Origin of the sequence: Kitasatospora sp. NPDC002551 (assembly GCF_040296005.1) — a bacterium.
GTDB lineage: Bacteria > Actinomycetota > Actinomycetes > Streptomycetales > Streptomycetaceae > Kitasatospora.
In genome coordinates, this window is record NZ_JBEOWI010000056.1 from 1 (window position 1) to 26788 (window position 26788).

Below are 26788 nucleotides of genomic sequence, written 5' to 3' on the forward strand. Positions count from 1 at the left end.
AGCGTGTCGGTGTGGGTCGAGCCGTAGCCGTTCAGCCACGCCTTCCACGAACCGCCGTGCGCCGCCTGCGAGGAGGAGTTGTCGACCACGCCGCTCGACTGCGTCCACGGCGCCGCCGTGCCCGTCTCGAAGCCCGCGTTGCCCAGCAGCTGCGCCGGCGTGCAGGTGCCGCCACCGCCGCCGGTGACCGTCCAGGTGAAGCTCGTGCTGCCCGTCTTCGCCGCGGCGTCCTTGGCGGTGACGGTCACGTTGTAGGTTCCCGCCGTGGTCGCGGTGCCGGTGATCACGCCGGTGGAGGCGTTGATGGTGAGACCGGCCGGCAGGCCGGTGGCGGAGTAGGTGTACGGCGTCGAGCCGCCGCTCGCCTGTATCTGGAGGTTCGCCGAACCGCCCACCGCCGTCGACTGGTTGCCCGGGTTCGCGACCGAGACGGAGCCGCTGCCCGCGGGCTTCGTCAGCAGGCAGCCGCTGACGTTGAGGTCGATGACGCGCCCGGTGCCCAGGCAGGTGGTGAACCAGTAGGTCTCCTGGCCGTAGCTCTGCCCCTTGGTCGCGGTGGTGGTGCCGTCGGCCGCCACCTCGCAGGGGTTGTTGAGCGTGCACATCTGGCCGTCGTCGTTACCGGTGTTGTTGATGCCGACGACCTTCTTCGTCGCGGCGTCGACGATCGGCGAACCCGAGGTGCCGTGCGTGGTGTTGCAGCCGGCGCTGTAGCGGATGGAGTCGCGCCAGGTCCACGCGTCCTCGCGCAGCGTGCCCACGAAGCCGTTGACGGAGCAGTTCCAGGTCTGCTTCCAGTACGAGGACGGGATGAACATCGCCGAGCCGTCGACCGGGTGCGTGTCGCTGATGGTCAGCGCCGTCGCGCCGAACTTCGAGGTGATCGACCCGAAGGTGTCGGTGAGTTGGTACAGCGCGACGTCGGTGCCGGTCATCGTGGCGTAGAGGATCCTGTCGGCCGTCACGGTGCCGAGGGAGCCGCCCGACGCGCTGAGCAGGGTGCCGCTGCGGCTGGCGCTCTGGTTCTGGATGACCTGGCCGGCGGGCGGCATGGTGGGCAGGCAGTGGCCGTTGGTGAGCATGAGGGCCCGGTCGGTGTCGACCGAGGAGGGGTAACGCACCAGCGAGGCGGAGCAGTTGCTCAGCGCGATGGTGGACGTCAGGTCACCGGCCTGCACCGCCTGCGCGGGCGCGACTGCCAGGGAGGTCAGGGCCCCGGCGATGACGACGCTCGCGGCGGACGCGGCGGCAAGTCTCTTGAACATGGCTCTCCTTGTGGGGGATGCGAGGCGTACGACCGGTTGCGGACGCCCGCGCCGCACGAAAGTGCCATGACCACTTCAATTGGTCAACCATGCGGACGAAAGTCACTCGGTCGGATGACCACCACGCGCCCCGGAGGACCACGGCGCAAGGGCCCGCTTCCCCACGTCACCGACATTCGAGTTCGCCGGGGCGCACTGGGACACTTCCGGGATGCTGTTGACATGGATCGCCGAGGTGGCGGACGAGCCACGGGTGCTGGATCCGGCCGACCGGCCGGTGGAGTGGGAGACCAACACCTGGTGGCTGGGCGGGCAGGACGACGACCGGCAGGACCTGTCCGTGCCGGAGGTGGTCGCCGCCTTCGAGCGGACCGCCGAAGCCCTCCGGCTCCGCATCCGCGGAACGGGCTACGCGGGGGTGGCGACGTTCTACGTCTGGCACGACGACCGGGCCGGGCAGCTCCGCTGCTCGACCGGGTCGGTGGCCGCGGACGACCTTCCCTTCGGCGGCGCCTACGTGCCGTGCGACGATCTGGGCGCGGTGGTCGAGGGGTTCCTGAGTGACCGGAACCCGGGCGTGGTGGTCTGCTCGGACGTCGAGGAGGAGGACCTGCCCGAGCCGGAGGCCGTGCCCTTCCCCGTGTGGGTTCGCGGCGTCGGGCCGGTCCCGCGCTGACCGGTCCCCCGCCCGCCGGCACGGCCGAGGTCGACGGCAGTGGCGGGGGCAGGGACAGGGGCGGGCCACAGGACAGAATCGAGGGTATGAACGACAGCTTCACGCACCTCGGGACCGTCACCGCCCCCTCCGGCGTCCTCGTCTTCGGGATCTCGCTGTGGGTGGACCACTGGCCGCAGGTCGGCCGGCCGCTCTCCGAGCGGGCCCGGGAGGCGGCGGCGCGGGGTGCCGGGGGCGGGCACCTCATGGAGGATCCGGCGGAGGCCGTGGCCGTCGCCGTCGACCGGACGCGGGCGCTCGCGGTGCGGGCCCGGACGGCGCCGTCGCCGTTCGACGACGAGCCGGCGATCTCCGTGCTGGAGGTCGAGCTCGCGATCCCGTGGCCGGAGGGGCGGGAGGCCCCCGTGCCGCTCGGGGACCTGCCGGTGGACCGGGGCGGGATGCTGCTCGGGGACGCGGTCGGGCTGGACTCCTGGATCGGCCTCGACGGCGAGCCGGCCGACGGGCTCGCCGACGTCACGTACTGGGGGCGCGACGAGGACGAGGCGCACGAGCGGTTCGGCGGTGAGCGGATCCCGCAGTTCGAGGGTGACGAGCGGGGCAGCTACGGACTGCTGGACCTGCCCCTCGACAGGGCGAGGGCGCTCGCCGCCGAGATCGAGAACCACGGCGCGGGCGTGGTCTCCTCCGTCGCCCCGCACACCGACTTCCACCGCCTGGAGTGCGCCGGCCGCACCCGCCCGCTGACCGTCGGCGCGATCGAGGTCGGCGGCTGCCCGGTGCTCGGCTTCGGCTGGTGCCAGGGCGACCACGCCGTTCGGCACCACGGCGAACGGGCCTGGGGCCGGGTGTACCCCGTCACCCTCGACCGCGACGCGAACGGCGGGACGGTGCTGCGCTGGAGCATCCCCGCGTGGGACGAGGAGGACGAGGGAGACGAGGTCGGCGAGGGAGACGAGGGAGGCCGGGCGGCGTAGCCCTCCTCAGCGGAGAGGGAGCACGGGGCGGGTGGAGAGGCAGTCGGTGAGGTCGTCGCCGTTCTCGCCGAAGACCATCTCGGCGAGGTCGGGGTGCCGGTTGGCGGTGGCGAGCGGGAGCCAGGCGAGGACGGTGCCGTAGCCGCCGCAGACGGACTCGCCGCCGTCTCCGCCGTAGATGGACCCGGGCTCGCTGGTGATCTCCGAGCGGTAGGTGTCATGGGCGATGTGCAGGCCGAAGGCGTTGGGGCCGGCGTGCGGGCCGGTGTCGTCGCCGTACGGGATGCGGTCGAGCGGGCACTCGTCGCCCCAGCGGAACAGCGTGTGCGCGCCGGCGCCGCAGGCGTGCTCCCACTCGTCGGGGGTGGGCAGGCGCAGGCCGTCCTGGGCGAGGACGGCCGGCATCTCGGCGGGCTCCTCGTCCAGCGGCTCGTCCTCGACGGCCATCAGCACCGTCGGCACGGTGACGGTCCGGCGCGGGCTGAGCACCCGGGCGAGGTGGGCGCGCAGGTCCCCGTCACCGAAGCCCTGGCTGACGCTCTCCTCCCGGTAACAGGCGAGGAGTTCGGCGGACGGCTGCCAGCCCGCCGCGTCGAACCCGACGGTGACCCGCCCGCCCGGTATCAGCGCGAACGTCCGCCCGCCGCGCTCGACCAGCACGCGGTGCAGCGGCGCGCCCAGGTGCTCGACCTCCTCGACACGGTCGAGCCGACCGCCCACGCTGCCCGCGACCTGGGCGGCGAGGCGGGCGGCGGCGGCGCGGTCGAAGCGGCGCCAGGCGGCGAAGGTGAGGGTGGCGAGCGGTTCGGGAGCCATGCCGGGAGTCTGGCACGGGCCACCGACAATTGTCCGGCAACGGGCGGGCGACCATCCGAACGGGCTCGGGTCGGCGCACCCCGGGGCGGGCCAAGGTCCCCCCGCCGGTGGCGATTTGACGCGGATGCTCGCGGCCCCGGAACCCGACCTCCTCGGGCCCGTCCTCCCCGACGACTCCCTCGCCCTGCCCCGTGCCTCCATGGGGGTGTGCCGGTTCGTCACATCCGGGATCTCAGCACGTCGACCTCGCAGCCCGGCGCGAAGGGGTCGAAGCCGTGCTCGATCAGCCAGCGGACCGCCAGCAGGCTTCGCAACGACCACCACGCGTGGATCACGTCGAGGTCGATGTCGGCGCCGTATCCGGCGATGACGTCGTCGAGGTGCTCCTCGTGCCCGAGCGTGAACGTGGCGAGGTCGTACAGGGCGTCGCCCCGGCCCGCCTCGGACCAGTCGATGATGCCGGTGACCTCGCCGCCGTCGACGAAGACGTGCGCGATCTGCAGGTCGCCGTGCGTGAACGCCGGGGTCCACGGCCGGAGCGCCGCCTCGGCGACCCGGCGGTTGCGGGTGACCAGGTCGGCGGGCAGGAGGCCGTTCGTCACGAGCGTCCCGCACTCGTCGTCGAGTTCCGCCGCCAGCGCGACGACGCTCCGGCCGGCCCGGCCGGGCCGGGGCGGCAGCGGCGCGTCGTGCAGCCTCCGGATGGCGGCGCCCGCCGCGGCCCACGCCGCCGGTGACCCGGTCGACGGCCCGCCGAGGCGCCCGAGCGTCGTCCCCGGGAGCGCGGCGATCGCGAGCACGGGCGGCTTGCGCCACAGGACCTTCGGGGTCGGGACCGGAGCGAGGGACATCGCCTCGACCTCGGCGTCGATGCGCGCCTGATCGGCGTCCACCTTCAGGAACACGTCGCCGACGCGCAGGGTCGCGCGCTCGGAATGGGCGACGACGACTTCGACCTCATCCATGGGCCACCAGTATCCCGGGGACGATCGCCGGCGTCGCCGGGTTTACCGCCTGGGAGGTCACCCCCCGACGGAGCGGCGAGGGGGCACCGCCGGCGCTGCGGCCGGCGGTGCCCCCTCCGCGGAACCCGGTCCCGCCTACGGCTGCGGGAACTCCTCCTCGTCCACGTCGCTGGTCTTCGCGTTGCCGCCGACCTGCGCGGTCAGCGTGATCGACCAGGTCGAGTAGGTCGTCCGCTTGGTCTCGAAGGCCATCGTCTCGTCGAACTTCGTGTAACTGCAGTTCTGGGTGAACATCTTCAGCGACGGGTCCCAGTCGACGCCGTCGGAGAAGAAGACGTCGTAGGTGCCGTCCTCGATGCCCTGGATCGACGCCTTCTTGCCCTTGCCGACGTACAGCGAGTGCACCGCCTTGCCGTTCTGGGACAGCGAGACGACGGAGTCGGTGGTGCCGTCGGAGTTGTCGACGCTCAGCTCGCCCAGACCGCGCAGCCGGCCCTTGGTGACGAAGGTGTCGTTCTCCTTCGAGCGGGTCTGCAGCGGCGGCGTCTGCGGGACGGTGAAGGTGGTGGGGTACCCCGCGGCGGCCAGCTCGGCGAGGATGGCCGGGATCGCCTTCAGGCCTTCGGACAGGCCGACCTGGGCGTAGGCCGAGCCGGTGGTGCAGAAGGTCTTGGCCTTGATGTCGCTGCGGATCTTGGTCAGGTCGGTGGCGAGCTGCGACAGGGCCGTCGTCAACTGGCGCTTGGTGGTGCCGACGGCCGCCGGGGTGTCGCTGAGGCCGAGCCCGCTGCTCGCGGAGTTGGCGGCGCTGGCCGCCTCCTGGAGGCCGATCATGAAGTTGTTCATGTTGGCGGCCGGGTTGATCTTGCCCAGCGCCGCGCCGACCGGGTCGATGTAGCCGGCGAGCACGGGCCCGTACGGCGTCGGTGTCGGCGTGGGCGTCGGCGTCGGGGTCGACGTCGGGGCGGGCAGGGCGGTGAAGCGGTCCGACGGGCCGGACGAGGACGAGTCGCCGGAGGCGCTCGAACCGCCGGATCCGCCCGAACCGCCACTCGAACAGGCCGCCAGCAGCAGGGCGGTTCCCACCGCGACGCCGGCCTTGGTGAAGGACTTCATTTGCCGCTCCCCCGGGGTGTTCTCTCGGTACCGATGCATGCACACTCCGTGCCATCCGCTGTCCCCGCCGACATGATCCCGATACGACAAAGCACGGTCAACAGGGCGTACTTACAGCGCACTGAAGCGTAGCGGGGGCGTACGACGGAGCGCACGGCGCGGTCCCCGGCGTCAACTACGATCAGGAGGTGCTCAGCCTCACGGGTCTTCCCCTCCAGATCATCGCCTCCGTCATCGCGATCGGCGTCTTCGCCGCCACGATGTGGCTCTGGCCGAGATTCGGTGGCCGCGGCTGGAAGTCCTGGACCGGCCGGATCGGCGCGTTCCTCGCCACCCAGGTCTCGGTGCTCGTCGCCATGGGGCTGATCGCCAACGGCTACTTCGGCTTCTACAGCTCCTGGAGCGACCTGCTCGGCACCAACGGCAAGCCCGGCACGGTGGTCGACCACCAGCCGAACGCGGCCGCCGCGCTCGCCGTCACGGGCGAGAAGAACATGTACTCGGCGCAGGGCTCGGCCCGCGACCGCTCCGGGCTGATCCAGGAGGTCTCGGTCCGGGGCAGCGCCAGCGGCCTGAGCAGCGACGCCTTCGTCTACCTGCCGCCGCAGTACTTCCAGCCGGAGTACGCGCAGCGCAAGTTCCCGATGGCCCTGGTGCTGGCCGGCTACCCGGGCTCGGCGGAGAAGCTGATCACGCTGATGCAGTACCCGGCGTCCGCGCTCACCGCGATCGAGCAGAACAAGCTGCCGCCGACCGTCCTGGTGCTGATGCGCCCGACCCTGTCCGGCAACCGCGACACCGAGTGCATGGACGTCCCCGGCGGGCCGCAGGTGGAGACCTTCTTCACCAGCGACCTGCCGACGGCGCTGGCCGCCAACTACCGGATCGGCACCGACCCGGCCAACCGCGCCGTGATCGGCAACTCGACCGGCGGCTACTGCGCCCTCAAGTTCGCGCTGCGCAAGCCGGACGCCTACCGGTCCGCGGTCTCGCTCTCCGGCTACTACACCGCGCCGATCGACGAGACCACCGGCGACCTCTTCGCGGGCAACGCCCAGCTGAAGCAGGAGAACGACCTGGTCTGGCGCCTGAAGAACAAGCCCGCCGCACCGGTCGCGCTGCTGCTCGCCACCAGCTACGACGAGAACAACTACGAGGGCACGCAGGCGATGGTCAACGCCTTCAAGGCACCGACCAAGCTCTCCACGATCACCCTCGACACCGGCGGCCACAACTTCCACACCTGGACGCGGGAGATCCCGCCCGCCCTGGAGTGGCTCGGCAAGCACCTGACGATGCCGCAGGCCGCGTGACGGCGACGCGGGCCACCTGACCGAGCTCGCGGCCAGGATCACAGGCCGCTCATACGCGGCTCTCACCCTTCTCTCAGCCGGGCGCCCGAGCGTAGCGCCCATGACGACGACCAGCCACATCCCACCGGCCGGCGAGCCCTGGCCGGAGGCCGGTGACTACCCGCCCCCGGTCCTGCCGCCCGCCCCTCCGCCGGAGGGAACGGCACCCCTGCGGCCCGCCGAGCCGCCGCTGTACCCGGAGTTCCCGCTGCCGCCGACCGGCCCCGAGGGCCCGGCCTCCTGGGCGCGGCGGCTGCGCACCCTGCCGGGCCGGACCTGGCGCGGGCGCGCCGACGACCCGCGCTGGGTGCGGCCCGCGCTGCTCGCGCTGCTGGCCGCCACGGCCGTGCTCTATCTCCGGGGCCTGTCGGCCTCCGGCTGGGCCAACGCCTTCTACTCGGCCGCCGCCCAGGCGGGCAGCGAGAGCTGGAAGGCCTTCTTCTACGGCTCCTCGGACGCCGGGAACTTCATCACCGTCGACAAGCCGCCGCTGGCGCTCTGGCCGATGGCGCTCTCGGCGCGCCTGTTCGGGCTCTCCTCCTGGTCGGTGCTGGCTCCGCAGGCCCTGATGGCGGTGGCCACGGTGGCCGTGCTGTACGCGACGGTGCGCCGGCGCTTCTCGCCGCTCGCCGGTCTGCTGGCGGGTGTGGTGTTCGCGCTGACGCCGGTGGCGGCGCTGATGTTCCGCTTCAACAACCCGGACGCGCTGCTGGTGCTGCTGCTCACGCTGGCCGCGTACGGCCTGCTGCGGGCCGTCGAGGTGGCCGGCACCCGGTGGCTGGTGTTCACCGGGGTGATGTTCGGGCTCGCCTTCCTCACCAAGACGCTCCAGGCGTTCCTCGTGCTGCCGGCGTTCGCGCTGGTCTACCTGGTGGTGGCGCCGACCGGGCTGTGGCGCCGGGTGCGCCAACTGCTGGCCGGCGGGCTGGCCATGGTGGTCGCGGGCGGCTGGTGGGTCGCGGTGGTCGAGCTGGTCCCCGCCTCGGCGCGGCCGTACGTCGGCGGCTCGCAGGACAACAGCTTCCTCTCGCTCACCTTCGGCTACAACGGGATCGGCCGGCTCAACGGCAACGAGACCGGCAGCGTCGGCGGCGGACCGGGCCGGCTCCCGGCCGGGCTGGAGGGCGCGTTCGGCAACGCGGCCGGCGGCGCGCCGGCCGGGGCCTCGCCCGGTGGGATGCGCGGCGGGGGCGGCTGGGGCCGGACCGGCATCACCCGGCTGTTCGACGGTGACATCGGCGGGCAGATCGCCTGGCTGATGCCGGCCGCGCTGATCCTGCTGGTGTTCGGCCTGTGGGCCACCCGGCGGCTCGCCCGGACGGACACCGCGCGCACGGCCTTCCTGGTCTGGGGCGGCTGGCTGCTCTGCACCGCGCTGACCTTCAGCTTCATGTCCGGGATCTTCCACCAGTACTACACGGTGGCGCTGGCCCCGGCGGTCGCGGCGCTGGTCGGCATGGGCGTGGACGGGCTGTGGCGGGCGCGGCACCGGCTGCCGTACGCGGCGGTGCTGGCCGGCACGCTCGCGGTGACGGCGGTGTGGGCGTACGTCCTGCTCGGGCGCAGCACGGACTTCCTGCCGTGGCTGCGGCCGACAGTGCTGGCGGGCGGGCTGCTCGCGGCGGTGGCGCTGGCGGTGGCCGGACCGCTGGCGGCACGGCCGGCGCGCCGGGCGGACGGGCTCGCGGACGGGCTCGCGGACGGCGGCGCCCCGGCCGGGCGCTCGCGGCTCGCCGGGCGGCTGACCGCGGTGGCGGGTCTGGTCGGTGCGGCGGCGGCGCTGGGCGGTCCGGCGGCGTACGCGGTGGAGACGGTCGACACCCCGCACCAGGGCTCGATCGTGCTGGCCGGTCCGGCCGTGCAGGGCGGCTTCGGGCCGGGCGGCGGGCGACGAGGCCCCGGTGGCGCGGATGGCGGACCGGTGCTGTGGCAGATCACGCCGCAGCAGGACGGCGGTCAGGACGGTGCTCCGGACGGCGCCCCGGGCCTCGGCCTCCCGCGGCAGGACGGCGGCCGAGGCGGCCGTACCCCGAACGGCGGCGGCGGGCCGGGCCCGTACGCCTTCGCCGGCGGCCCCGTCGGCATGAACGGGCTGCTCAACGGCGCCAAGGTGAGCGACAAGGCGGCCGGTCTGCTGAAGGAGGGCGCCGACGGCTACCGCTGGGCCGCCGCGACCAGCGGTTCGCAGAACGCCGCCAGCTACCAACTCGCCTCCGGCGTCCCGGTGATGGCCCTCGGCGGCTTCAACAGCAGCGACCCCTCGCTCAGTCTGAGCGCCTTCCAGCAGTACGTGCAGGAGGGCAAGGTGCACTGGTTCATCGCCGGCGGCTCGTTGCGCGCCGCCGGCGGCGAGGCGGGCGGCACCGACACCGGGCCCGGCGGCCCGGGCGGCGGGTCGGGCCGGTCGCAGACCGCCGAGATCGAGGAGTGGGTGACGAGCCACTACACCGCCAGGACGGTCGGCGGCTCGACCTTCTACGACCTCAGCCAGTCCCCGACTTCCTGACCGGCGGCGGGGCGCGCCACGGTGGACGACCGTGGCGCGCCCCGCCGCCGTCGGCCCTCCCGCTACTGGGCGGGGTCGCTCGCGCAGCGCGTCCCGGCGGCCGGCGCGGTGCCTTCCAGCAGGAAGGTGTCCACCGCGGTCCTGATGCAGGCGCTCCAGCCGTACCCGGTGTGCCCCTCGCCGTCGCGAGTGAGCAGCACGGCGTTGCCGAGTTGGGCGGCGAGCTTCTCGGCGTTGGCGTACGGCGTGGCCGCGTCGCCGGTGGAGCCGACCACGACGATCGGTGCCTGGGCCTTGGAGGTGATGGCGTGCTGCCGCTCGGTCGAACGGAACGGCCAGGTCCGGCAGTCCGGATCGAAGATGGCCGCGCTCGGCTCGTGCCGGCTGATCAGCGGGGCCTTGGCGGCCAGTTCGGCGTACGCGGCCTGGAGCGCGTCGCCGGCCGGGACGTCGGTCGCCCCGTCGGCGCAGTGGATGGCGGTGTAGGCGTCGGCGGAGACGCTGTAGTGGCCTTCCTTGTCGCGCCGGTTGTAGGAGTCGGCGTAGGCGAGCAGGTGGTCGCCCTTGCCGTTGACCATGGCCTGGGTCACCACGGTCCGCAGCTCGTCCCAGGCGCTCTCGTCGCCGTACAGGCCCTCGATCATGCCGGTCCACGCGGCGGTGGCGGTGACGACGCGGCCGGTCGACGTGGGGAGCGGCTTCTGCTTGAGCCCGTCGAGGAAGTCGGCGAGCTTGCCCGCGGCCTTGTCGGGGTCCTTGCCGAGCGGGCACTGGGCCTTCTTGGCGCAGTGGGCGGCGAAGGCGTTGAGCGAGCGCTCGAACCCGGCGTACTGCTCGATGTTGTGCTGGGCGAGCGGCAGGGACGGGTCGACCGCGCCGTCCAGGACGAGCCGGCCGACGCGGTCGGGGAACTCCTCGGCGTAGACGCTGCCGATGTAGGTGCCGTAGGAGAGGCCGAAGTAGGTGAGCTTCTGCTCGCCGAGCGCACCGCGCAGCACGTCCATGTCGCGCACCGAGTTGCGGGTGCCGATGAAGGGCAGCAGCTTGCCGTACTTGGCCTGGCAGGCGTCGGCGAGCACCTTGCCGTGGTCCGCGCCGGGGTTGTCGGTGCTGACCCAGTCGTCGCGGACCTTGTCGTCGAGGCAGTTCACCGGGGAGGTGCCGCCGACGCCGCGCGGGTCGAAACCGACGGTGTCGAAGCGCTCCCGGACGCCCTTCTGGAAGTAGTCGGAGTTGCGCTGGACGAAGCCGACGCCGGTGCCGCCGGGGCCGCCGGGGTTGACGACGACGGAGCCGATCCGCTGGTCGGGCTTGGTGGCGGGCTTGCGGACCACGGCGACGTCCAGGGTCTCGCCGGCCGGGTTGGCGTAGTCCAGCGGGACCTTGAGGGTGGTGCACTGCACCGCCGACTCGTCGATCTTCTCGGTCTTCGGGTCGTCCTTGCAGGCCGCCCAGCCGAGCTGCTGGCCGTAGAAGGCCTGGAGGGCCGGGTCCGCCTGCCCGGTGGGCTTCACGGTCGGCGTCGGCGTGGGCGTGGCGGTCGGGGTGGGCGCCTCGGTCGCGCCGGGCGAGGGCGCGGTGGTCGCGGCGGTGGACGGCGCGCCGGAGGCCGCGCCGGTGGTGCCGCCCGAACTGCTGCAGGAGGCCAGCAGGGTGACGGCGGCGACGGCGGGCAGGGCGCGTCGCGAGAACCGGGTGATCATCGAATGCACCGCACACGAATACCACCTGACGATCACACGGTTGACGGCGCCCCAGCCGCCGCGCCCCGCCCGCCGCGCACACTTCGTGACAAAGAGCGGCGAACCCTCCGGAGAATCGATTCCTCAGCCGCCCGTCAGCCGCCGCACTGCTGCAGCATCGCCTTCTTGTCCGCCTCCGTCACCGGCAGCTGGTACTTCAGCGACACCTGCGCGAAGCGCACCGCGTACGCGCAGCGGATCTCCGGATCGGCGGGCAGCCAGGCGGACGGGCCGGAGTCGCCCTTGGAGGCGTTCTGCGAGCCGTCGGCCGGGATGAGGTTGAGCGGGTCGTTGGCGATCTGCACCCGCTTCAGCTTCTCCCACTTGCTCGCGCCCATCTGCCAGTCGTAGGAGAGCGGCATCACGTGGTCGATCTGGATCTTCGAGGCCTGCTGCTTGTTCCACTGCACCGCCTTGCCGGTGTACGGGTCGTGGATGGTCATCGAGGTGACCGTGCACTTCGAGCCGTCCTTGTACTCGACGGCCGAACCGTCGCGGGCCAGCAGGTCGTTGCGGGTGTCGCAGCTGTTGTGGCCGCCGGGTATGCCGTCCACGTTGTCGGTCCAGGCCGGGCCGAACTCGTTGCGGTCGTAGCCGTCCTTGGGGCCGGCCGCGGCGGTGGCGACCTTGGCGATCAGCGCGCGGCCCGCCTTCTGCTCCTCGGGCGTGGCGAGCGGCGCCAGACCGGGCTTGGTGCCGTCGGGGTTCTCCAGGGGGCTGGTGCCCCGGCCCGCGGCGCCCGCCGCCCCGGCCCCGGTGGAGGCGGCGCCGCCGTCCTTCTTCCCGTCGTCCGAGCAGCTGCTCAGCACCAGGGCGGATATCAGGAAGACGGCGGCGGCGGACAGGGTGGTGCGACGGGCGGGCACGGGGACTCCCCAGGTGGGCGGGCGGCTGACGGCGCACCAGCAGACCAGCCGCCCCGCAGGGGGTCAAGACACCACAACAGGGACCATTTCGATCATGGCGAAGCTCACACCCGCAGGTCCCGGACGATCTCCTCGACCACCGTCTCCAGCGGCGTCGCCGCCACCCCCAGCACCTCCCGGGTGACCGCCGAGTCGAGCAGCAGCGGCCGGTCGTAGAGGTAGCCCATCTCCTCGACCTCGGCGAGGATCTCGTCCCCGGACCGGGCCAGCTCCGCCGCCGCGAGCGCGGTGAGCGCCGGCTCCGGCGCGCCGGCCGCCTTCGCCAGCAGCCCGGCCAGCTCGCGGGCGGACTCCTCGCCGGTGCTGGGCACGTGCCAGGCCCGGCCCCAGGACGCCTCGTCGCGCGCCGCGGCGACCAGGGTGTCGGCCACGTCCCCGACGTAGCTCCAGCTGTGCGGCGCGTCCAGGTCGGCGGGGTAGCCGACCGGCTCGCCCGCCACCACCGCGGGCGCGACGGTGAAGGCGAACAGGGAGGTCGCGGTGCGCCCGAGGAAGTCGCTGGCCCGCACCTCGGTGACCCGCGCCCGGCCCGCCTCGTGGGCGGCCAGCGCGTCCGCCCACAGGGCCGCCCGCAGCGCGCCCTTGCGGCTGCTCGGGGCGGCCGGCAGGTCCTCGGTGAGCGGGCCGTCCACCGGGCCGTAGCCGTACACGTTGCCGAGCATCACGTAGCCCGCGCCGGTCCGTTCGGCGGCGGTCAGCAGGGCCGCGGCCAGCGGCGGGAACTCGGTCAGCCAGCGGTGGTACGGCGGGGCGGCGCAGTTGATCAGCGAGGCCGCGCCGTCGACCAGGGCGGTGAGGGCGTCGGCGTCGGTGGCGTCGGCGGCGACCCGCTCGACGGCCGGGTGCTCGGGGCCGGTGCCGCGCCGGGTGACGAGGCGCACCCGCTCACCCGATCCGGCCAGGCGCAGGGCGGTGGCGGTGCCGGTCGGGCCGGCGCCGGTGACGACGTGGAAGGACATGGAAGGCTCCTGGGTTGGCCGAGGGGTGGTGGCGTCCGACGGGGCGGCGCCGTGATCAACTCTCGGCCAGGGCCCGGCCGCACGGCAGGGCTCCGGCTGCCAAGGTTCCGGAGGTTCTGGCCATGTCCCCAGCCGCGCGCCCGCCCGCCTGCGCCCACCGCGCCGACGACGTCGTCCGCGTCGCGGACGTCCACCGGGTCGCGGTCGTCGCCGTGCCCCCGGTGACCGCCTTCGACCTCACCATCCCCGAGATCGTCTTCGGCTCCGCCGAGCTGGACGGCCGCCCGGCCTACGAGGTGCGGGTCTGCACGATCGAGCCGGGCCCGGTGGCGAGCACCAGCAGCCTCCAGGTGATCGTCCCGCACGGTCTGGAGGCGATCGCCACGGCCGACACCGTCCTGGTGACCGGATCGGCCTCCCGCGCCGACGCCGACGAACGGATCCTCACCGCCCTGCGCACGGCGGCCGAACGGGGCGCCCGGATGGCCTCGATCTGCACCGGCGCCTTCGTCCTGGCCCAGGCCGGGCTGCTCGACGGGCACAGCGCCACCACCTACTGGGTGCAGGCGGGCGCGCTGGAGCACCGCTTCCCCAAGGTGCGGGTGCTCCCGCAGGCGCTGTTCGTCGACGACGGCCCGGTGCTCACCTCGGCCGGGCTCACCGCCGGCATCGACCTGTGCCTGCACATGGTCCGCACCGACCACGGCGCGGCGGTGGCCAACGCGGTGGCCCGGCTGGCGGCGCTCTCGGCGGTCCGCGACGGGGGCCAGGGCCAGGTCCTGCCGACCCCGGTGGCCGCCCCGGACGGCAGCTCGCTCACCGCCACCCGCGCCTGGGCCCTCGCCCGGCTCACCGAACCGCTCACCCTGGCCGCCCTCGCCGCCCACGCGGGGGTGAGCGTGCGCACCCTCAACCGCCGCTTCCAGGCCGAGACCGGGACCACCCCGCTCCAGTGGCTGCTCACCCAGCGCCTCGAACAGGCCCGGGAGCTGCTGGAGTCCACCGCCCTGCCGGTCGACCAGGTCGCCACCCGGACCGGCTTCGTCACCCCCGACTCGCTGCGCCGCCACCTCCTCCAGCGCGTCGGCATGACCCCGCGCGCCTACCGCGCCCACTTCACCCGCCCCACGCCCCGCGGGAAGGGCTGACGGCCCCCCGGACCGGACGGCCCCCCGGACCGGACGGCCGAACGGCCGGGCGGGCTGCGCGGCGGCGGCCGGGGCGGGCACGCTGGGCGCATGGGACGAAGCGATGCGGTGGCCGCCCTGGTGCTGGCCGCCGGGGGCGGGCGGCGGCTGGGCGGGCGGCCGAAGGCGCTGCTCCGGTACCGGGGCCGGCCGCTGGTGGAGCACGCGGTGGCGGTGGCCCGGGCGGGCGGCTGCCGGGAGGTGACGGTGGTGCTGGGCGCGGACCGGGAGCGGGTGCGGTCGACGGCCCACCTGCCGGGCTGCCGCCTGGTCGCCAACCCGGACTGGGCGCGGGGCATGGGCTCCTCGCTGCGGGCCGGCCTGGCCGCGCTGCCGGCCCGGTCCTCGGCGGCCCTGGTGATGCTGGTCGACACACCGGGGGTGAGCCCGGCCGCGGTGGCCCGGCTGCTGGCCGCCCACCGGGCCGGGGCGCAGCTGGCCGCCGCGGCGTACAAGGGGCGGCGCGGGCACCCGGTGCTGATCGGGGCCCGGTACTTCGCCGAGGCGGTGGAGGGCGCGCGCGGGGACGCGGGGGCGCGCGCCCTGCTGGCGGCGCATCCGGACGACCTCATCCTGGTCGAGTGCGCCGACGTCGCCGCCCCGGACGACCTGGACACCCCGGACGACCTCGCCCGGTGGGGCGCGGAGTGACTCACGGGCCGCACCGGGCCGCAGGTGTCCGCCCCGTCCGACCGGGTCGGGGATCCGCATCCCACGCAAGGGGGAGGCCTCTCCTCCTCACCGCCGATCGATCGAGCGCACACCCCTGATTCCTCCCTGAGGATTGCCGCATTCCGCGCCGCGCCTCGCGGGTTTCGGGGAGCATGGAACGCGTCACCCACCCCCGACTCGAACGGACGGTGCCCGCGATGCCCGGACTGCCCGACGACTTCACCGGACACGACCCGGCCGGCCGCGGCCCGGGGGCGGCGGGTGGCGCCCGGGCGATCCGCTGCCCCGCCTGCCGGCGGGAGCACCTGTACGAGCCGCCGTCGCTGCCCTGCCCGTGCGGTGCCTCGCTCAAGGTGCCGCTGCTGCGCGGCGGGGTGCCGGTGCAGGTGCGCTTCCGCTCCTGGGAGGACTCCTGGCTGAGCATGCGCTGCCCGCACTGCGGGCGCTCCGACCAGTGGCCGCAGCCCGAGTTCACCTGCAACTGCGGGGCCACCGTGCGGCTCCCGGTGGACCGGACGACCCGGCTGGGCGGCGGCTCCACCGCCGGTCCGCTGGGCGCCACCGCCGGTCCGCGGGCCTCCCACCCGTACCCGGCGCGTCCCGCGCAGTCGCTGGACGCGCCCGCCGCGGCGCCGCCGGTCGCGGGGGCGGGGGCCGGCGCCCCGTCGGCACCGTGGCGGCGGCGCGCGCCGTTCCGTCCGCACCCGGTGCGGACCTCGCAGGACGCGGTGTTCACCGCGGCCCGCTACCTGGAGTGGCTGGGCTTCGACGACCTGGAGCTGACGGAGGCCCAGGAACGCGACGGGGTCACCCTGTTGGGCAGCCGGATGGTCGCGCAGGTGGACACCTGGACCGAGCCGGCCGACGTGAAGTCGGTCGAGTGCCTGTGGCTGCAGACCCTGCACGCGGAGGAGATGGCCGCCGCGATGTTCACTCTTGCGGGCTATTCGCACCAGGCCACGGTGCGCGGCGAACAGCTGCTGGTGGCCCTGTTCAGCCTGGACCTGGCGGGGGTGCCGCAGCCGGCGAACGGCGCCGCGGAGGCTCTGATGGAGACCGGCTGGACGTCCTGAGGCCCCGCCCCGGGCCCGTCCGGCCGGGCGCTGATCGTTTAGACGAAAACCCGCCCGGGCGCAACAACCTCCGCTCGTGATCTGGTGCACAAGCTCGCCCCCGTGTTGAATTGCCGCCACAGCGCGGGCCTGTGGCGCGTCATGCCACGTCCGGGGAGGGGCCCGCTTCCTGCTGGATGGCGCGCACAAGGAGGTGGCGTTGTCGGAGCACGGATGGGGCCCTAGTGGCCGGGACGCACGGGGGCCGGCGGCGCCCCCGGAGCCGGGGGACACCGTGTGGCGACTGCGGTCCCGGGCGTGCTGGCGGGAGGCCGCGGAGTTACTGCGACCGGCCGCCGAACGCGATCCGGCGGCGGCGCTCGTCAGAGCCGAACTACTGATCGAGCAGTGCCTGTTCACGGCCGCCCACTGGGGCCAGGCCGAGCAGGCGCTGCGCCTGGCCGAGGCGGTCGCGGCGACCACCGAACAGCGCGCCTCGGCCGCCTGCGCCCGGGGCTTCCTGGCCTACGTGGCCAGCGTGCTCGGCGCCCGCGACCGGCTGGACGAGGCGCAGGCCGCGCTCGGCCGCACCTCGGCCCTGCTGCCGCCGGACGCACCGGGCCGACCCCTGCTGGACTTCCGGCGGGGGCTGGTCGCGGAGAACCTGCTGCGCGACCCGACGGCGGCCTGGATCGCCTACCGGCGGGCGCACGAGGGCGCGGCCGAGCGGGGCGACGAGCTGCTCCGCTCGTCGACCTGGCGGCACCTGGCCGCGCTGGCGCTCGCCGCCGGGGACCGCGAGCGGGCGCGGGAGGGCTTCGACGCCTCGCTGCGGCTGCGCGAACAGCTGGGGTTCACGGTGGGGGTGGCGCCGGCGCTGGCGGCGCTGGCCGAGGTGTCCGAGCCGGCCGAGGCCGCCCGGCTGCGGGCGGAGGCGGCCCGGCTGGTGCAGGCGCTCGGGGGCGTGCCGGTCTGGCTCGCCCGGCAGCTGGGCGCGGCCCGCGCGTCGGGCGCGCCCCCGGACGAGCGCGTCGAGAGGCAGGCCCAGGGCCCGATCAGCTAAGGTGACCCTAACCTGGCCGGGTCGAGCAGTGCCCCGGCCAGGTTCACCTTGCCGGTTCCGGACTCCGCCGGCCCCCGGCCGGCGGGCCCGGACGTTCCGCTCGACGGCGCCACCGTTGCGCCGGCGCGCCGGAGTGCGCGCCCTTCACGCCGGGCGGCGGGTTCACCGCCCCGGCGTCCGGCGCCCCGGCGCACCTCGGACACTCCGGGCGCCGCCGGACCGGCCGTCGCCTCGTCCACCCCCGCCGCGGCCCCCGGAATTCCCGCCTCCCCTTTTCCCCATACAAATACGACGATGAGATTTATCCCTCGTCAGAAATCCCTCTCGCCGGTGCATTGACAGGAAATCAGCCATCCTCCGGCCGGGCATCCGCCATGATGGTCCCCGCCATCACGACGCAGGAATTGCGGCGCAGGAAAGCGAGGCTGGTCCAGGCGATGAAATTGTCCGACATACCGCTGGGTTGGGCCGTCACCGGCGTTGCGGTGCTGCTGGTCAGCGCGCTCCTGGTGGCCCTGGCCCGGAACCGGGGCACCACGGGCGGCGGGAGCGCCGCGGATTCCTGGGAGCGCTCGGAGGAACGCCGCCGCCGCAAGGAGTCCCTGTACGGCGGGGCCTCGTACACGCTGCTGTTCTGCTGCGCGGCCGTGGCCGCCGCGCTCTCCTTCCACGGCCTGGTCGGTTTCGGGGTGCAGAACCTCAACCTGTCCGGCGGCTGGGAGTACCTGGTCCCGTTCGGCCTGGACGGGGCGGCGATGTTCTGCTCCGTGCTCGCCGTCCGCGAGGCCAGCCACGGCGACGCGGCGCTCGGCTCCCGGCTGCTGGTCTGGCTGTTCGCCGGGGCCTCGGCCTGGTTCAACTGGGTGCACGCCCCGCGCGGCTTCGGCCACGCCGGCGCGCCGCAGTTCTTCGCGGGGATGTCGCTCTCGGCCGCCGTGCTGTTCGACCGGGCGCTCAAGCAGACCCGCCGGGCCGCGCTGCGCGAGCAGGGACTGGTCCCCCGCCCGCTGCCGCAGATCCGGATCGTCCGCTGGCTGCGCGCCCCGCGCGAGACCTACGCCGCCTGGTCGCTGATGCTGCTGGAGAACGTGCGCAGCCTGGACGAGGCGGTCGACGAGGTCCGCGACGACAAGCGCGAGAAGGCCCGGGAGAAGGAGCGCCGCAAGCTGGCGGGGCGCCGCGAGCGGGCCGAGATCCGGGCGATCAACCGCACCAACAGCGTCTGGCGCCCGCGCGGCGGCGGACCGCCCCCGGCGCCGGCCGCCCGGCAGCTGGAGTCCGGCCCGGAGTCCGCCATAGCGACCGCCCCCGACGGCGGCGCCGGCGGCCCCGGAGCCGACCGGCCCGCCGTCGAGGGCACCGTCACCCAGCCCGGCCTGCCGGCCAGGCCCGAGCGGCGCACCATCGACCTCACGACGGAGGACGACACCGTGACCCTGCCGCGGCTGGAGGACCTGGAGCGGAAGCTGAAGGACCTGGAGCAGCAGTTCGGCTGACGCCCGGGCGGTCACAACTCGACGGTCACCGCCGGACGGTCGTCCGCGGGCGTCACGCTGAGCTCGAACCACATCCGCTTGCCCGACCCCCGGGGCTCCACGCCCCAGCCGTCGGCCAGCGCCTCGACCAGCATCAGCCCACGCCCGGAGGAGGCCTGCTCCCCCGGCGTGCGGCGGGTCGGCCAGAGGTCCGACTCGTCCTCCACCTCGACCCGCAGCCGCGCCCGGCCGCCGTCCGCGGCCGGCTCCCGGTAGAGCCGGGCGGTGAACATGGCGTCCCGGTCGGTGTGCCGGATGGCGTTGGTGACCAGCTCGGAGGAGAGCAGCTCGGCGGTGTCGATCAGCTCGGCGACCCCCCAGCGGCGCAGCGCGTCGCGCAGCTCGGCGCGGACCTCGGAGATCCGGGCGAGGTCCGCCTGGCCGATCCGCCGGCGCAGCTGCTGGGCGGCCAGACCACCCTCGGGGCCGTCCCAGCGCAGCAGGAGCAGCGCTATGTCGTCCTCGCGCTCGCTGGAGTCGGCGGCCTGCGAGGCGATCCGGTCGGCGAGCTCGTCCAGCGGGTCGCGGCCGGTCTCGGCGGGGTCCGCGAGCGGTTCGGAGAGCACCGAGGTGAGCCGGGCGATGCCCTCGTCGAGGTCCATGCCGCGCGCCTCGACCAGGCCGTCGGTGCAGAGCAGCACGGTCTCGCCGGGATCGAGGCTGAACCGGGTGACCCGGTACTCCTCGTCCGGGGCGATGCCGAGCGGCAGCCCGCCCGCCACCGGGACGGCGGTGGCGGTGCCGTCGCCGCGCCGCACCACCGGGTCGAGGTGGCCGGCCCGGACGGCGTAGACCACGCCGTAGTCGACGTTGACCTCGGCGTAGGTGCAGGTGGCGAAGTGATCGGTGTCGAGGTCGGCGAGGAAGCGGGAGGCCCGGGCCATCACCGCGGCGGGCGGGTGGCCCTCGGCGGCGTAGGCGCGCAGGGCGATCCGCAGCTGGCCCATGATGCCGGCCGCGTGCACGTCGTGGCCCTGGACGTCGCCGATCACCAGGCCGACGTGGCCGCCGGGCAGCGGCACCACGTCGTACCAGTCGCCGCCGATCTGCAGACCGGAGCCGGCCGCCAGGTAGCGCACCGCGGTGGTGACGCCGGGCACGGACGGCACGGTGCGCGGCAGCATGACGCGCTGGAGGCCGGCCGCCAGCTCGTGCTCGGCGTCGTGCAGCCGGGCCCGGGCCAGTGACTGGGCGACCAGGCCGCCGAGGGTGGAGAGCAGGGTGCGCTCGTCGGCGTCGAGCCGGCGGTCGTCGTCGAAGCTGACCACGCAGACGCCGATCGCCCGGCCGCTGGCGACCAGCGGCAGGAAGGCCCAGGAGCTGCGGCTGGTGCGGCGGGCCTGTTCCCAGACGTCGGGGTAGCGCTCGCGGTACTCCTCGCGGCTGGTGCAGAACACCGGGGCGCGGCCCCGCAGCGCCTCGGCGGCGGGGTGGCTGGGCGGCAGCACCGAGCGGTCGTAGCCGGCCAGCTCGTCGGTGCGGTAGCCGGAGGCGCCGAGGATCTGCACCCGGCCGGCCTCGTGGGAGGCGAGCACCAGGCCGTCCGGCGGCAGGCCGGGCAGCGGCAGCTCGGTGAAGACCCGGGCGACGTCCCGCACGGTGACCGCCTCGGAGAGCGCGCGGGCGGCCTCCTTGATGAAGCGGGAACGCTCCTCGCGCAGCAGGGCGAGCCGGTCGGCGCGGTCGCGCTTGTGCAGCTCGACGGTGGCGTCCCAGACGAAGCCGACCATCCGGGAGGCGCGGCCGAAGGCGTCGGCGAGGACCCGGCCGCGGAAGCGGACCGCCCGCATGGCGCCGCCCTGGCCGACCGTCCGGTAGTAGGCGCCGCACTGGCCGAGCTCGGCGACGGCGCGTTCCACCCGGCGGCGCACCACGGGGGCGTCCTCGGGATGGAGCAGGGCGAGGAAGGAGGCGGAGGAGCGGTCGAAGCGGCCCTTCTCGACGGCGTCGAGGCCGACGATGGTGCAGGCGCGCTGGTCGCCCTCCAGGATGTCGCGGCGGATGTCCCAGTCGAACGAGCCGATGCCGTTGGCGGCCATCGCGGGCTCCAGCCAGTCCGGCGTGGAGTCGCCCGGGGAGAGCGGCAGACCGCCGGAGAGCATCGGCGCGAGCCGGCCGGCCGCGAGGCCGGGAGCGGTGCGCAGCGAGTGCCGCCGGGCCGCCTGCGCGGGCGGTCTGGCCCGCCCGGAGCCGGTCGTGGACGGACCGGCTGGGAGGGCCGGCCCCGGTGACTCGGGCTCTGTGGGCATGCTGCTCCTGCCGCTGCCGTGGCGGACCGCGCCGACCGTCCGGACGGGCCGCGTGGCGGGTGATGGGTGGTGCTCGACGGTCGCGCGCCAACGGGCGGTCATCGGTCGAGGTGGTCATTCCCCGCCGCTTCTCGCACGTGGGCACACATTCCCACCATCCTGGCCAATGTTCGGCCGAGCGGCAATGGCAACGGGCCGGGAATCTTGCCTTCCGCCTTCGCTTCCGGGCATCGTTCGGCAGCGAACGGTGCTCGTACGACAAACGGCGGCCGAGTGCGCCGGACGGCCTCAGGCGCCGACGGTGGCCAGTTCGAACCAGGTGACCTTGCCGTCGCCGCGCAGCTGGACGCCCCAGGAGTCGGCGAGCGCCTCGACCAGCTGCAGTCCGCGGCCGGAGGTGGCGTACTCGGCCTCCGGTTCGCGGCGGCGGACGGGCAGCCGGGCCGTGCCGTCCTGGACCTCGATGCGCAGCCGCTGGTCACCGGTGATCACCGCGTCGAAGACCGCGCCCTGGCCGGTGTGCTGCAGCGCGTTGGTGACCAGCTCGGAGGTGAGCAGCTCGGCGGTGTCGGCCAGCTCGGGCACGCCCCACAGGCCGAGCGCGGCGCGCAGCCGGCGGCGGACCGCGCCGACGGCCACCAGGTCGGCGGCCTCCAGGGCCAGGTGGAGCCGGCGGTTGAGCGCGCATCCGGGCGACGGTGCGCCCGGCCGGGTGACGCCCGCCGGGTTCACGTGTCCGGCGCCGGGGGCCGCCGTGCCCGCCGGAGCCCCCTGGCCGGTTCCGGTCACCCGGAAGGCTCCTCCCGAACTTGTCCGCTGCCGCGGGAATCGCGACTGACCGTCCATCACCCCTGCCCCCGCCCTCGTTCCGGGCCGCCGGTCCGGATCCCCCGCCGGCCGGTCGGCCCCCTTGGTACTGACCAATCTTCGTCATGCCCAGCTTTCGGCATTTGGAACAGTGCCCAGGCGATCACCTGGGGTGAAAGGGGCACGGGACGCTTCACGTGATCCAACTGCCCGCGCCGGACGGGTTTGCGAAGCGTACGGGCGGTTTTCGACCTCCGGCGCCACCGCCCGGGCCCGTCGACGGGCCGATCGCCGCGGGAGCGGCAAGGCTGGACAGGGCGGGCGGCTCCGGGTTCAATGGCCGGAGATGTTTGAACGCCGTTCTAACAATCCTCACCCCCCTCTCCCGGCGACCGCGAGCGAGGAACCGTGCGACTGACCCCCACCGAGCGGGACCGGCTGCTGATCTTCACAGCAGCCGAGCTGGCCCGCGCCCGCCGCGCCCGAGGCGTCCGCCTCAACATCCCCGAGGCGACCGCGCTGATCGCCGACGCCGTCTGCGAGGCCGCCCGGGACGGCCGGCGCCTGGCCGAGGCGATCGAGGCCGGCCGCTCCGTGCTGACCGCCGACGACGTGCTGCCCGGCGTGCCCGACGTGGTCACCGTGGTGCAGGTCGAGGCGGTCTTCGACGACGGCACCCGGCTGGCCGTCGTCAACGACCCGTTCAGGGGCGCCGGCTCGCTCGGCGACGAGGCCCCCGGCGGGGCGCTGCTCGGCGACGGCGCCGGCTACGACCCGGTCGAGGAGACCGTCGTCCTGCCGGTCCACAACACCTCCGGGGTGCCGATCTCGGTCACCTCGCACTTCCACTTCTTCGAGGCCAACCCGCGCCTGGCCTTCGACCGCGCCGCCGCCTACGGCACCCACCTGGCGATCCCGGCCGGCTCCTCGGTGCGCTTCGACCCGGGCGCCACGGTCGAGGTCGGCCTGGTGCCGATCGGCGGCGAGCGGGTCGCCATCGGCTTCGCCGGCCTGGTCGACGGCCCGCTGGACGCCCCCGGCGCCAAGGAGGCCGCCCTGGCCAAGGCCCGCGCCACCGGTTACCTCACCCAGTTCGACGACGCGGAGGTCGAGTCGTGACGTCCATCACCCCCCACGACTACATCTCCGTGCACGGCCCGCGCGCCGGCGACCGGATCCGGCTCGGCGACTCCGGGCTGATCGTGCGCGTCGAGTCCGACTCGCAGGCGCCGGGCGACGAGTTCCTGGCCGGCTTCGGCAAGACCGCCCGCGACGGCCTGCACCTCAAGCCCGCCGCCGTCCGCGACACCTGCGACGTGGTGATCAGCAACGTCCTGGTCATCGACGCGATCCAGGGCATCCGCAAGACCTCGATCGGCCTGATCGGCGGCCGGATCGCCGCCATCGGCCGGGCCGGCAACCCCGACACCCTGGACGGCGTCGACGTGGTGGTCGGCACCGGGACGACGATCGTCTCCGGCGAGGGCATGATCGCCACCGCCGGCGCCATCGACACCCACGTCCACCTGCTGTCGCCGCGGATCATGGAGGCCTCGCTCGCCTCCGGCGTCACCACCATCATCGGCCAGGAGTTCGGCCCGGTCTGGGGCGTCGGCGTCAACTCACCGTGGGCGCTGCGGCACGCCTTCAACGCCTTCGACGCCTGGCCGGTCAACATCGGCTTCCTCGGCCGCGGCTCCTCCTCCGACGAGGCCCCGCTGATCGAGGCGCTGGCCGAGGGCGGCGCCTCCGGCTTCAAGGTGCACGAGGACATGGGCGCGCACACCCGCGCCCTGGACACCGCGCTGCGGGTCGCCGAGGAGTACGACGTCCAGGTCGCCCTGCACACCGACGGCCTCAACGAGTGCCTGTCCGTCGAGGACACCCTGCGCGTCCTCGACGGACGCACCATCCACGCCTTCCACATCGAGGGCTGCGGCGGCGGCCACGTGCCCAACGTGCTGAAGATGGCGGGCGTGCCGAACGTCATCGGCTCCTCCACCAACCCCACCCTGCCGTTCGGCCGGGACGCGCTGGGCGAGCACTTCGGCATGATCGTCTCCGCGCACGACCTCAAGGTCGACCTGCCCGGCGACGCCGCGATGGCCCGTGACCGCATCCGGGCCGGCACGATGGGCGCCGAGGACGTCCTGCACGACCTGGGCGTCATCGGCATCACCTCCTCCGACGCCCAGGGCATGGGCCGGGCCGGCGAGACCGTGCGCCGCACCTTCGCCATGGCCGGCAAGATGAAGGCCGAGCTCGGCCCGCTCGGCGGAGGCTACGGGACGACCGAGGGCGGCGACGACAACGAGCGCGTGCTGCGCTACATCGCCAAGCTCACCATCAACCCCGCCATCGCCCACGGCCTGGCCCACGAGGTCGGCTCGATCGAGATCGGCAAGCTCGCCGACATCGTGCTGTGGCGCCCGGACCACTTCGGCGCCAAGCCGCAGCTGGTCCTCAAGGCCGGCTTCCCCGCGTACGGCGTGGTCGGCGACCCCAACGCCTCCACCGACCGCTGCGAGCCCCTGGTGCTCGGCCCGCAGTTCGGCGCGCACGGCGCCACCGCCGCCGACATCTCGGTGGCGTTCGTCGCCCAGGCCGCCGCCGACGGCGCCTACCTCGACCGCCCCGCTGACGGCCTGCCCACCCGGCGCCGGCGCGTCGGCGTCCGGGGCACCCGCGGCATCGGCCCGCGCGACATGGTGCGCAACGCCCGGGTCGGCCAGGTCGAGGTCACCGAGACCGGCCTGGTCTCGCTCGACGGCGCCCCGCTGCGCTCCGAGCCCGCCGAGAGCGTCTCGCTCAGCCGCCTCTACTTCCTCTGACCCTCCCCGCCCACCGAAGGACGCCGCGATGACCACCCCCACCCCCACCCCCGCCTCGCTCGGCTACCGGATGCCCGCCGAGTGGCATCCGCACGACCGCACCTGGATGGCCTTCCCGACCGACAACCCGACCTTCGACACGCCCGAGCACCTGCACGCGGCGCGCGAGGCCTGGGCGAACGTCGCCAACACCGTCGTCCGGTACGAGCCGGTCACCCTGATCGTGAACACCGGTGAGAGCGCGGAGGCCCGCAAGTACGTCGCCGACGCGGTGGAGATCGTCGAGCGCCCGCTGAACGACGCCTGGATGCGCGACATCGGCCCGAGCTTCCTGGTCGACGGCGAGGGCGGGCTGGCCGCCGCCGACTGGATCTTCAACGGCTGGGGCGCGCAGTCCTGGGCCCGCTGGGACAAGGACCAGCACATCGCCGAGCACATCGGCGAGCTGACCGGGGTCCGGCGGTTCGCCTCGAAGCTCATCAACGAGGGCGGCGGCATCCACGTCGACGGCGAGGGCACCGTGCTCGTCACCGAGACCGTCCAGCTCGGCGAGGGCCGCAACGCCGACTGGACCAAGGAGCAGGTCGAGGCCGAGCTGCACGCCTTCCTCGGCACCACCAAGGCGATCTGGCTGCCGCGCGGGCTCACCCGCGACTACGACGAGTTCGGCACCCGCGGGCACATCGACATCGTCGCCTCCTTCGTGCGCCCCGGCGTCGTCGTCGCCCACGTCCAGCCGGACCCGGCTCACCCCGACCACGAGGTGTGCAAGGAGCTGGTGGCGATCCTGCGCGCCTCCACCGACGCCCAGGGCCGCCCGCTGGAGGTCGTCGAGCTGCCCGCCCCCACCGTCCTGCTGGACGAGGAGGGCGAGCCGGTCGACTACTCGTACATCAACCACTACGTGGCCAACGGCGCCGTGGTGCTGTGCGCCTTCGACGACCCGCGCGACCAGGAGGCCGCCGCGATCCTGGCCGAGGCCTACCCCGGCCGCACGGTCGAACTGGTCGACGCCCGCGAGATCTTCGCCAACGGCGGCGGCATCCACTGCATCACCCAGCAGCAGCCGAAGGCCTGATCCCGCCCGGACCCGCGGGCGGCCGGCGGCCGGTGCTACCGGTGGTACCTCCCCAGGTCGTCGGTGGTGAGTCCGTGGGAGCTGTGCATCGCGATCGAGCTGTAGGAGGAGCGCAGGGCCCGCAGCTGGGCGAGCCGCTCCTGCTCGGCCAGCACCCCGTCGAGGTTCTCGGTCGGGCCGCTGCGGCACCGGTGCAGGTGCACCGTCAGGCCGGTCACCAGGACGGCGAGGCCGGCGAACAGGGCGATCATCGTGGCCATGGCCACCCCCTCGGGTCGGCGGCGTTCCAACCGGTTCGTACCCGCAGGAGCGGGGCGCCGAACCGTCCGGCGTCCCGCTCCGTGGCCGCCCGGCCACGGCCGGTATCGTGAAGGCCCCCTTGAACCCGGAGGAGCAGCACCGATGGCCGACGCCCGCCCGCGCCGACCGGCCCGCCCCCGCGAGGAGGTCTTCGCCACCGCGCGCGCCGCGATCGCCGAGCACGGGCTCGCCAAGCTCACCATGGCCGGCCTCGGCAAGCAGCTCCAGATGAGCGCCGGGCACCTGCTCTACTACTTCGGCAGCAAGGACCAGCTGCTGCTGGAGACCCTCCGCTGGAGCGAGGAGCAGCTCGGCGCCCGGCGCCGGACGGTGCTCGCCGACGGCGGCCGCGACGTGCGGCAGCGGCTGGACGCGTACACCGCGCTCTACCTCCCGGAGGGCCCGGGGGACCCGCGCTGGATCCTCTGGGTCGAGGTGTGGGGGCGCTCCCCCGCCAGCGAGGAGCTGCGGCAGGGGCAGTTGGAGATCGAGGCGCCCTGGCAGGCCGACCTGGTCGCCCTGATCGAGGAGGGCACGGCCACCGCCCGGTTCGCCCCCGGCGACGCCACCGAGCGCGCCATCCAGATCCGCGCCCTCCTCGACGGCCTCGCCGTCCCCCTCGCCCTCGGCCTGCCCGGCGCCGACCGCCCCCGCGCCCACCACCTCGCCGCCACCGCCTGCACCACCCTCCTCGGCTCCGACGGGGATTAGGCG

23 protein-coding genes are annotated in these 26788 nt (G+C 74.3%); 13 read left to right on the forward strand and 10 right to left on the reverse strand.

All coding sequences use genetic code 11. The annotated features are described in order from the left end of the window. Positions 1-1265, reverse strand: a 1265-nt coding sequence (locus ABT093_RS32950; RefSeq protein ID WP_350570615.1) for a putative Ig domain-containing protein, incomplete at its 3' end; no start/stop codon positions are given. Between the two features lie 211 nt (positions 1266-1476). Between ABT093_RS32950 and ABT093_RS32955 the strand changes: the two genes are divergently transcribed. Both ABT093_RS32955 and ABT093_RS32960 read left to right on the forward strand, forming a co-directional pair. Beyond that, entirely contained in the window at positions 1477-1941 is a 465-nt protein-coding gene (locus ABT093_RS32955) for a hypothetical protein (protein ID WP_350570616.1), read from the forward strand. Positions 1942-2027: 86 nt separating this feature from the next. Continuing rightward, the gene (locus ABT093_RS32960; RefSeq protein ID WP_350570618.1) at positions 2028-2918 is read left to right on the forward strand and encodes a hypothetical protein; all 891 of its coding nucleotides are present in this window, start codon (positions 2028-2030) and stop codon (positions 2916-2918) included. A 6-nt stretch (positions 2919-2924) separates the two neighbouring features. Here ABT093_RS32960 and ABT093_RS32965 read toward each other — a convergent pair whose 3' ends face one another. The 3 genes from ABT093_RS32965 to ABT093_RS32975 form a co-directional block, all read right to left on the reverse strand. Next, complete coding sequence (locus ABT093_RS32965; protein WP_350570620.1) at positions 2925-3734, reverse strand: hypothetical protein; 810 nt, start codon at positions 3732-3734, stop codon at positions 2925-2927. A 218-nt stretch (positions 3735-3952) separates the two neighbouring features. Further along, positions 3953-4699: a phosphotransferase family protein gene (locus tag ABT093_RS32970; protein ID WP_350570621.1), complete on the reverse strand. Its 747-nt coding sequence runs from the start codon at positions 4697-4699 to the stop codon at positions 3953-3955. A gap of 135 nt (positions 4700-4834) precedes the next feature. Continuing rightward, positions 4835-5815, reverse strand: coding sequence for a hypothetical protein (locus ABT093_RS32975; protein WP_350570623.1), 981 nt, complete (start codon positions 5813-5815; stop codon positions 4835-4837). Positions 5816-6003: 188 nt separating this feature from the next. Here ABT093_RS32975 and ABT093_RS32980 point away from each other — a divergent pair, with 188 nt between their 5' ends. Further along, positions 6004-7128, forward strand: a complete 1125-nt coding sequence (locus tag ABT093_RS32980) for an alpha/beta hydrolase (protein ID WP_350570624.1) — start codon at positions 6004-6006, stop codon at positions 7126-7128. Between the two features lie 100 nt (positions 7129-7228). Next, positions 7229-9673 carry a glycosyltransferase family 39 protein gene (locus tag ABT093_RS32985; RefSeq protein ID WP_350570625.1) on the forward strand — a complete coding sequence of 815 codons (2445 nt, stop codon included), beginning with the start codon at positions 7229-7231 and terminating at the stop codon, positions 9671-9673. A 62-nt stretch (positions 9674-9735) separates the two neighbouring features. On the opposite strand, the gene ABT093_RS32990 is transcribed toward ABT093_RS32985, so the two are convergent. The 3 genes from ABT093_RS32990 to ABT093_RS33000 form a co-directional block, all read right to left on the reverse strand. Continuing rightward, positions 9736-11376 (reverse strand): alpha/beta hydrolase, encoded by a 1641-nt coding sequence (locus tag ABT093_RS32990; protein ID WP_350570627.1) that lies wholly within the window; start codon positions 11374-11376, stop codon positions 9736-9738. A gap of 134 nt (positions 11377-11510) precedes the next feature. After that, positions 11511-12281 (reverse strand): HNH endonuclease family protein, encoded by a 771-nt coding sequence (locus ABT093_RS32995; protein WP_350570628.1) that lies wholly within the window; start codon positions 12279-12281, stop codon positions 11511-11513. 104 nt (positions 12282-12385) lie between these two features. Next, complete coding sequence (locus ABT093_RS33000) at positions 12386-13300, reverse strand: NAD-dependent epimerase/dehydratase family protein (RefSeq protein WP_350570629.1); 915 nt, start codon at positions 13298-13300, stop codon at positions 12386-12388. A gap of 122 nt (positions 13301-13422) precedes the next feature. Here ABT093_RS33000 and ABT093_RS33005 point away from each other — a divergent pair, with 122 nt between their 5' ends. From ABT093_RS33005 to ABT093_RS33025, 5 genes are all read left to right on the forward strand, one after another. After that, positions 13423-14448: a GlxA family transcriptional regulator gene (locus tag ABT093_RS33005; RefSeq protein ID WP_350570631.1), complete on the forward strand. Its 1026-nt coding sequence runs from the start codon at positions 13423-13425 to the stop codon at positions 14446-14448. A 90-nt stretch (positions 14449-14538) separates the two neighbouring features. Further along, the gene (locus ABT093_RS33010; protein ID WP_350570633.1) at positions 14539-15138 is read left to right on the forward strand and encodes a nucleotidyltransferase family protein; all 600 of its coding nucleotides are present in this window, start codon (positions 14539-14541) and stop codon (positions 15136-15138) included. A gap of 173 nt (positions 15139-15311) precedes the next feature. After that, positions 15312-16232: a hypothetical protein gene (locus tag ABT093_RS33015; RefSeq protein ID WP_350570634.1), complete on the forward strand. Its 921-nt coding sequence runs from the start codon at positions 15312-15314 to the stop codon at positions 16230-16232. 274 nt (positions 16233-16506) lie between these two features. Continuing rightward, complete coding sequence (locus ABT093_RS33020; RefSeq protein WP_350570636.1) at positions 16507-17274, forward strand: hypothetical protein; 768 nt, start codon at positions 16507-16509, stop codon at positions 17272-17274. A 437-nt stretch (positions 17275-17711) separates the two neighbouring features. Continuing rightward, positions 17712-18770, forward strand: a complete 1059-nt coding sequence (locus ABT093_RS33025) for a DUF2637 domain-containing protein (RefSeq protein WP_350570638.1) — start codon at positions 17712-17714, stop codon at positions 18768-18770. Positions 18771-18781: 11 nt separating this feature from the next. On the opposite strand, the gene ABT093_RS33030 is transcribed toward ABT093_RS33025, so the two are convergent. Both ABT093_RS33030 and ABT093_RS33035 read right to left on the reverse strand, forming a co-directional pair. Continuing rightward, complete coding sequence (locus tag ABT093_RS33030) at positions 18782-21058, reverse strand: ATP-binding SpoIIE family protein phosphatase (protein WP_350570640.1); 2277 nt, start codon at positions 21056-21058, stop codon at positions 18782-18784. A 288-nt stretch (positions 21059-21346) separates the two neighbouring features. Further along, on the reverse strand, positions 21347-21847 hold the full coding sequence (locus tag ABT093_RS33035) for an ATP-binding protein (protein ID WP_350570642.1): 501 nt from the start codon (positions 21845-21847) through the stop codon (positions 21347-21349). Positions 21848-22273: 426 nt separating this feature from the next. Here ABT093_RS33035 and ABT093_RS33040 point away from each other — a divergent pair, with 426 nt between their 5' ends. Genes ABT093_RS33040 through ABT093_RS33050 form a run of 3 tightly spaced genes read left to right on the forward strand, consistent with a single transcriptional unit; the run spans position 22274 to position 25774 of the window. Next, entirely contained in the window at positions 22274-22984 is a 711-nt protein-coding gene (locus tag ABT093_RS33040; protein WP_350570643.1) for an urease subunit gamma, read from the forward strand. Then, complete coding sequence (locus ABT093_RS33045) at positions 22981-24696, forward strand: urease subunit alpha (RefSeq protein ID WP_502884374.1); 1716 nt, start codon at positions 22981-22983, stop codon at positions 24694-24696. Before ABT093_RS33040 ends, ABT093_RS33045 begins: the two co-directional genes overlap by 4 nt. A gap of 28 nt (positions 24697-24724) precedes the next feature. Further along, positions 24725-25774: an agmatine deiminase family protein gene (locus ABT093_RS33050; RefSeq protein WP_350570645.1), complete on the forward strand. Its 1050-nt coding sequence runs from the start codon at positions 24725-24727 to the stop codon at positions 25772-25774. 35 nt (positions 25775-25809) lie between these two features. On the opposite strand, the gene ABT093_RS33055 is transcribed toward ABT093_RS33050, so the two are convergent. Beyond that, entirely contained in the window at positions 25810-26034 is a 225-nt protein-coding gene (locus tag ABT093_RS33055; RefSeq protein WP_350570647.1) for a hypothetical protein, read from the reverse strand. 142 nt (positions 26035-26176) lie between these two features. Between ABT093_RS33055 and ABT093_RS33060 the strand changes: the two genes are divergently transcribed. Then, positions 26177-26785, forward strand: a complete 609-nt coding sequence (locus ABT093_RS33060; protein WP_350570649.1) for a TetR family transcriptional regulator C-terminal domain-containing protein — start codon at positions 26177-26179, stop codon at positions 26783-26785. Positions 26786-26788: the final 3 nt, after the last annotated feature.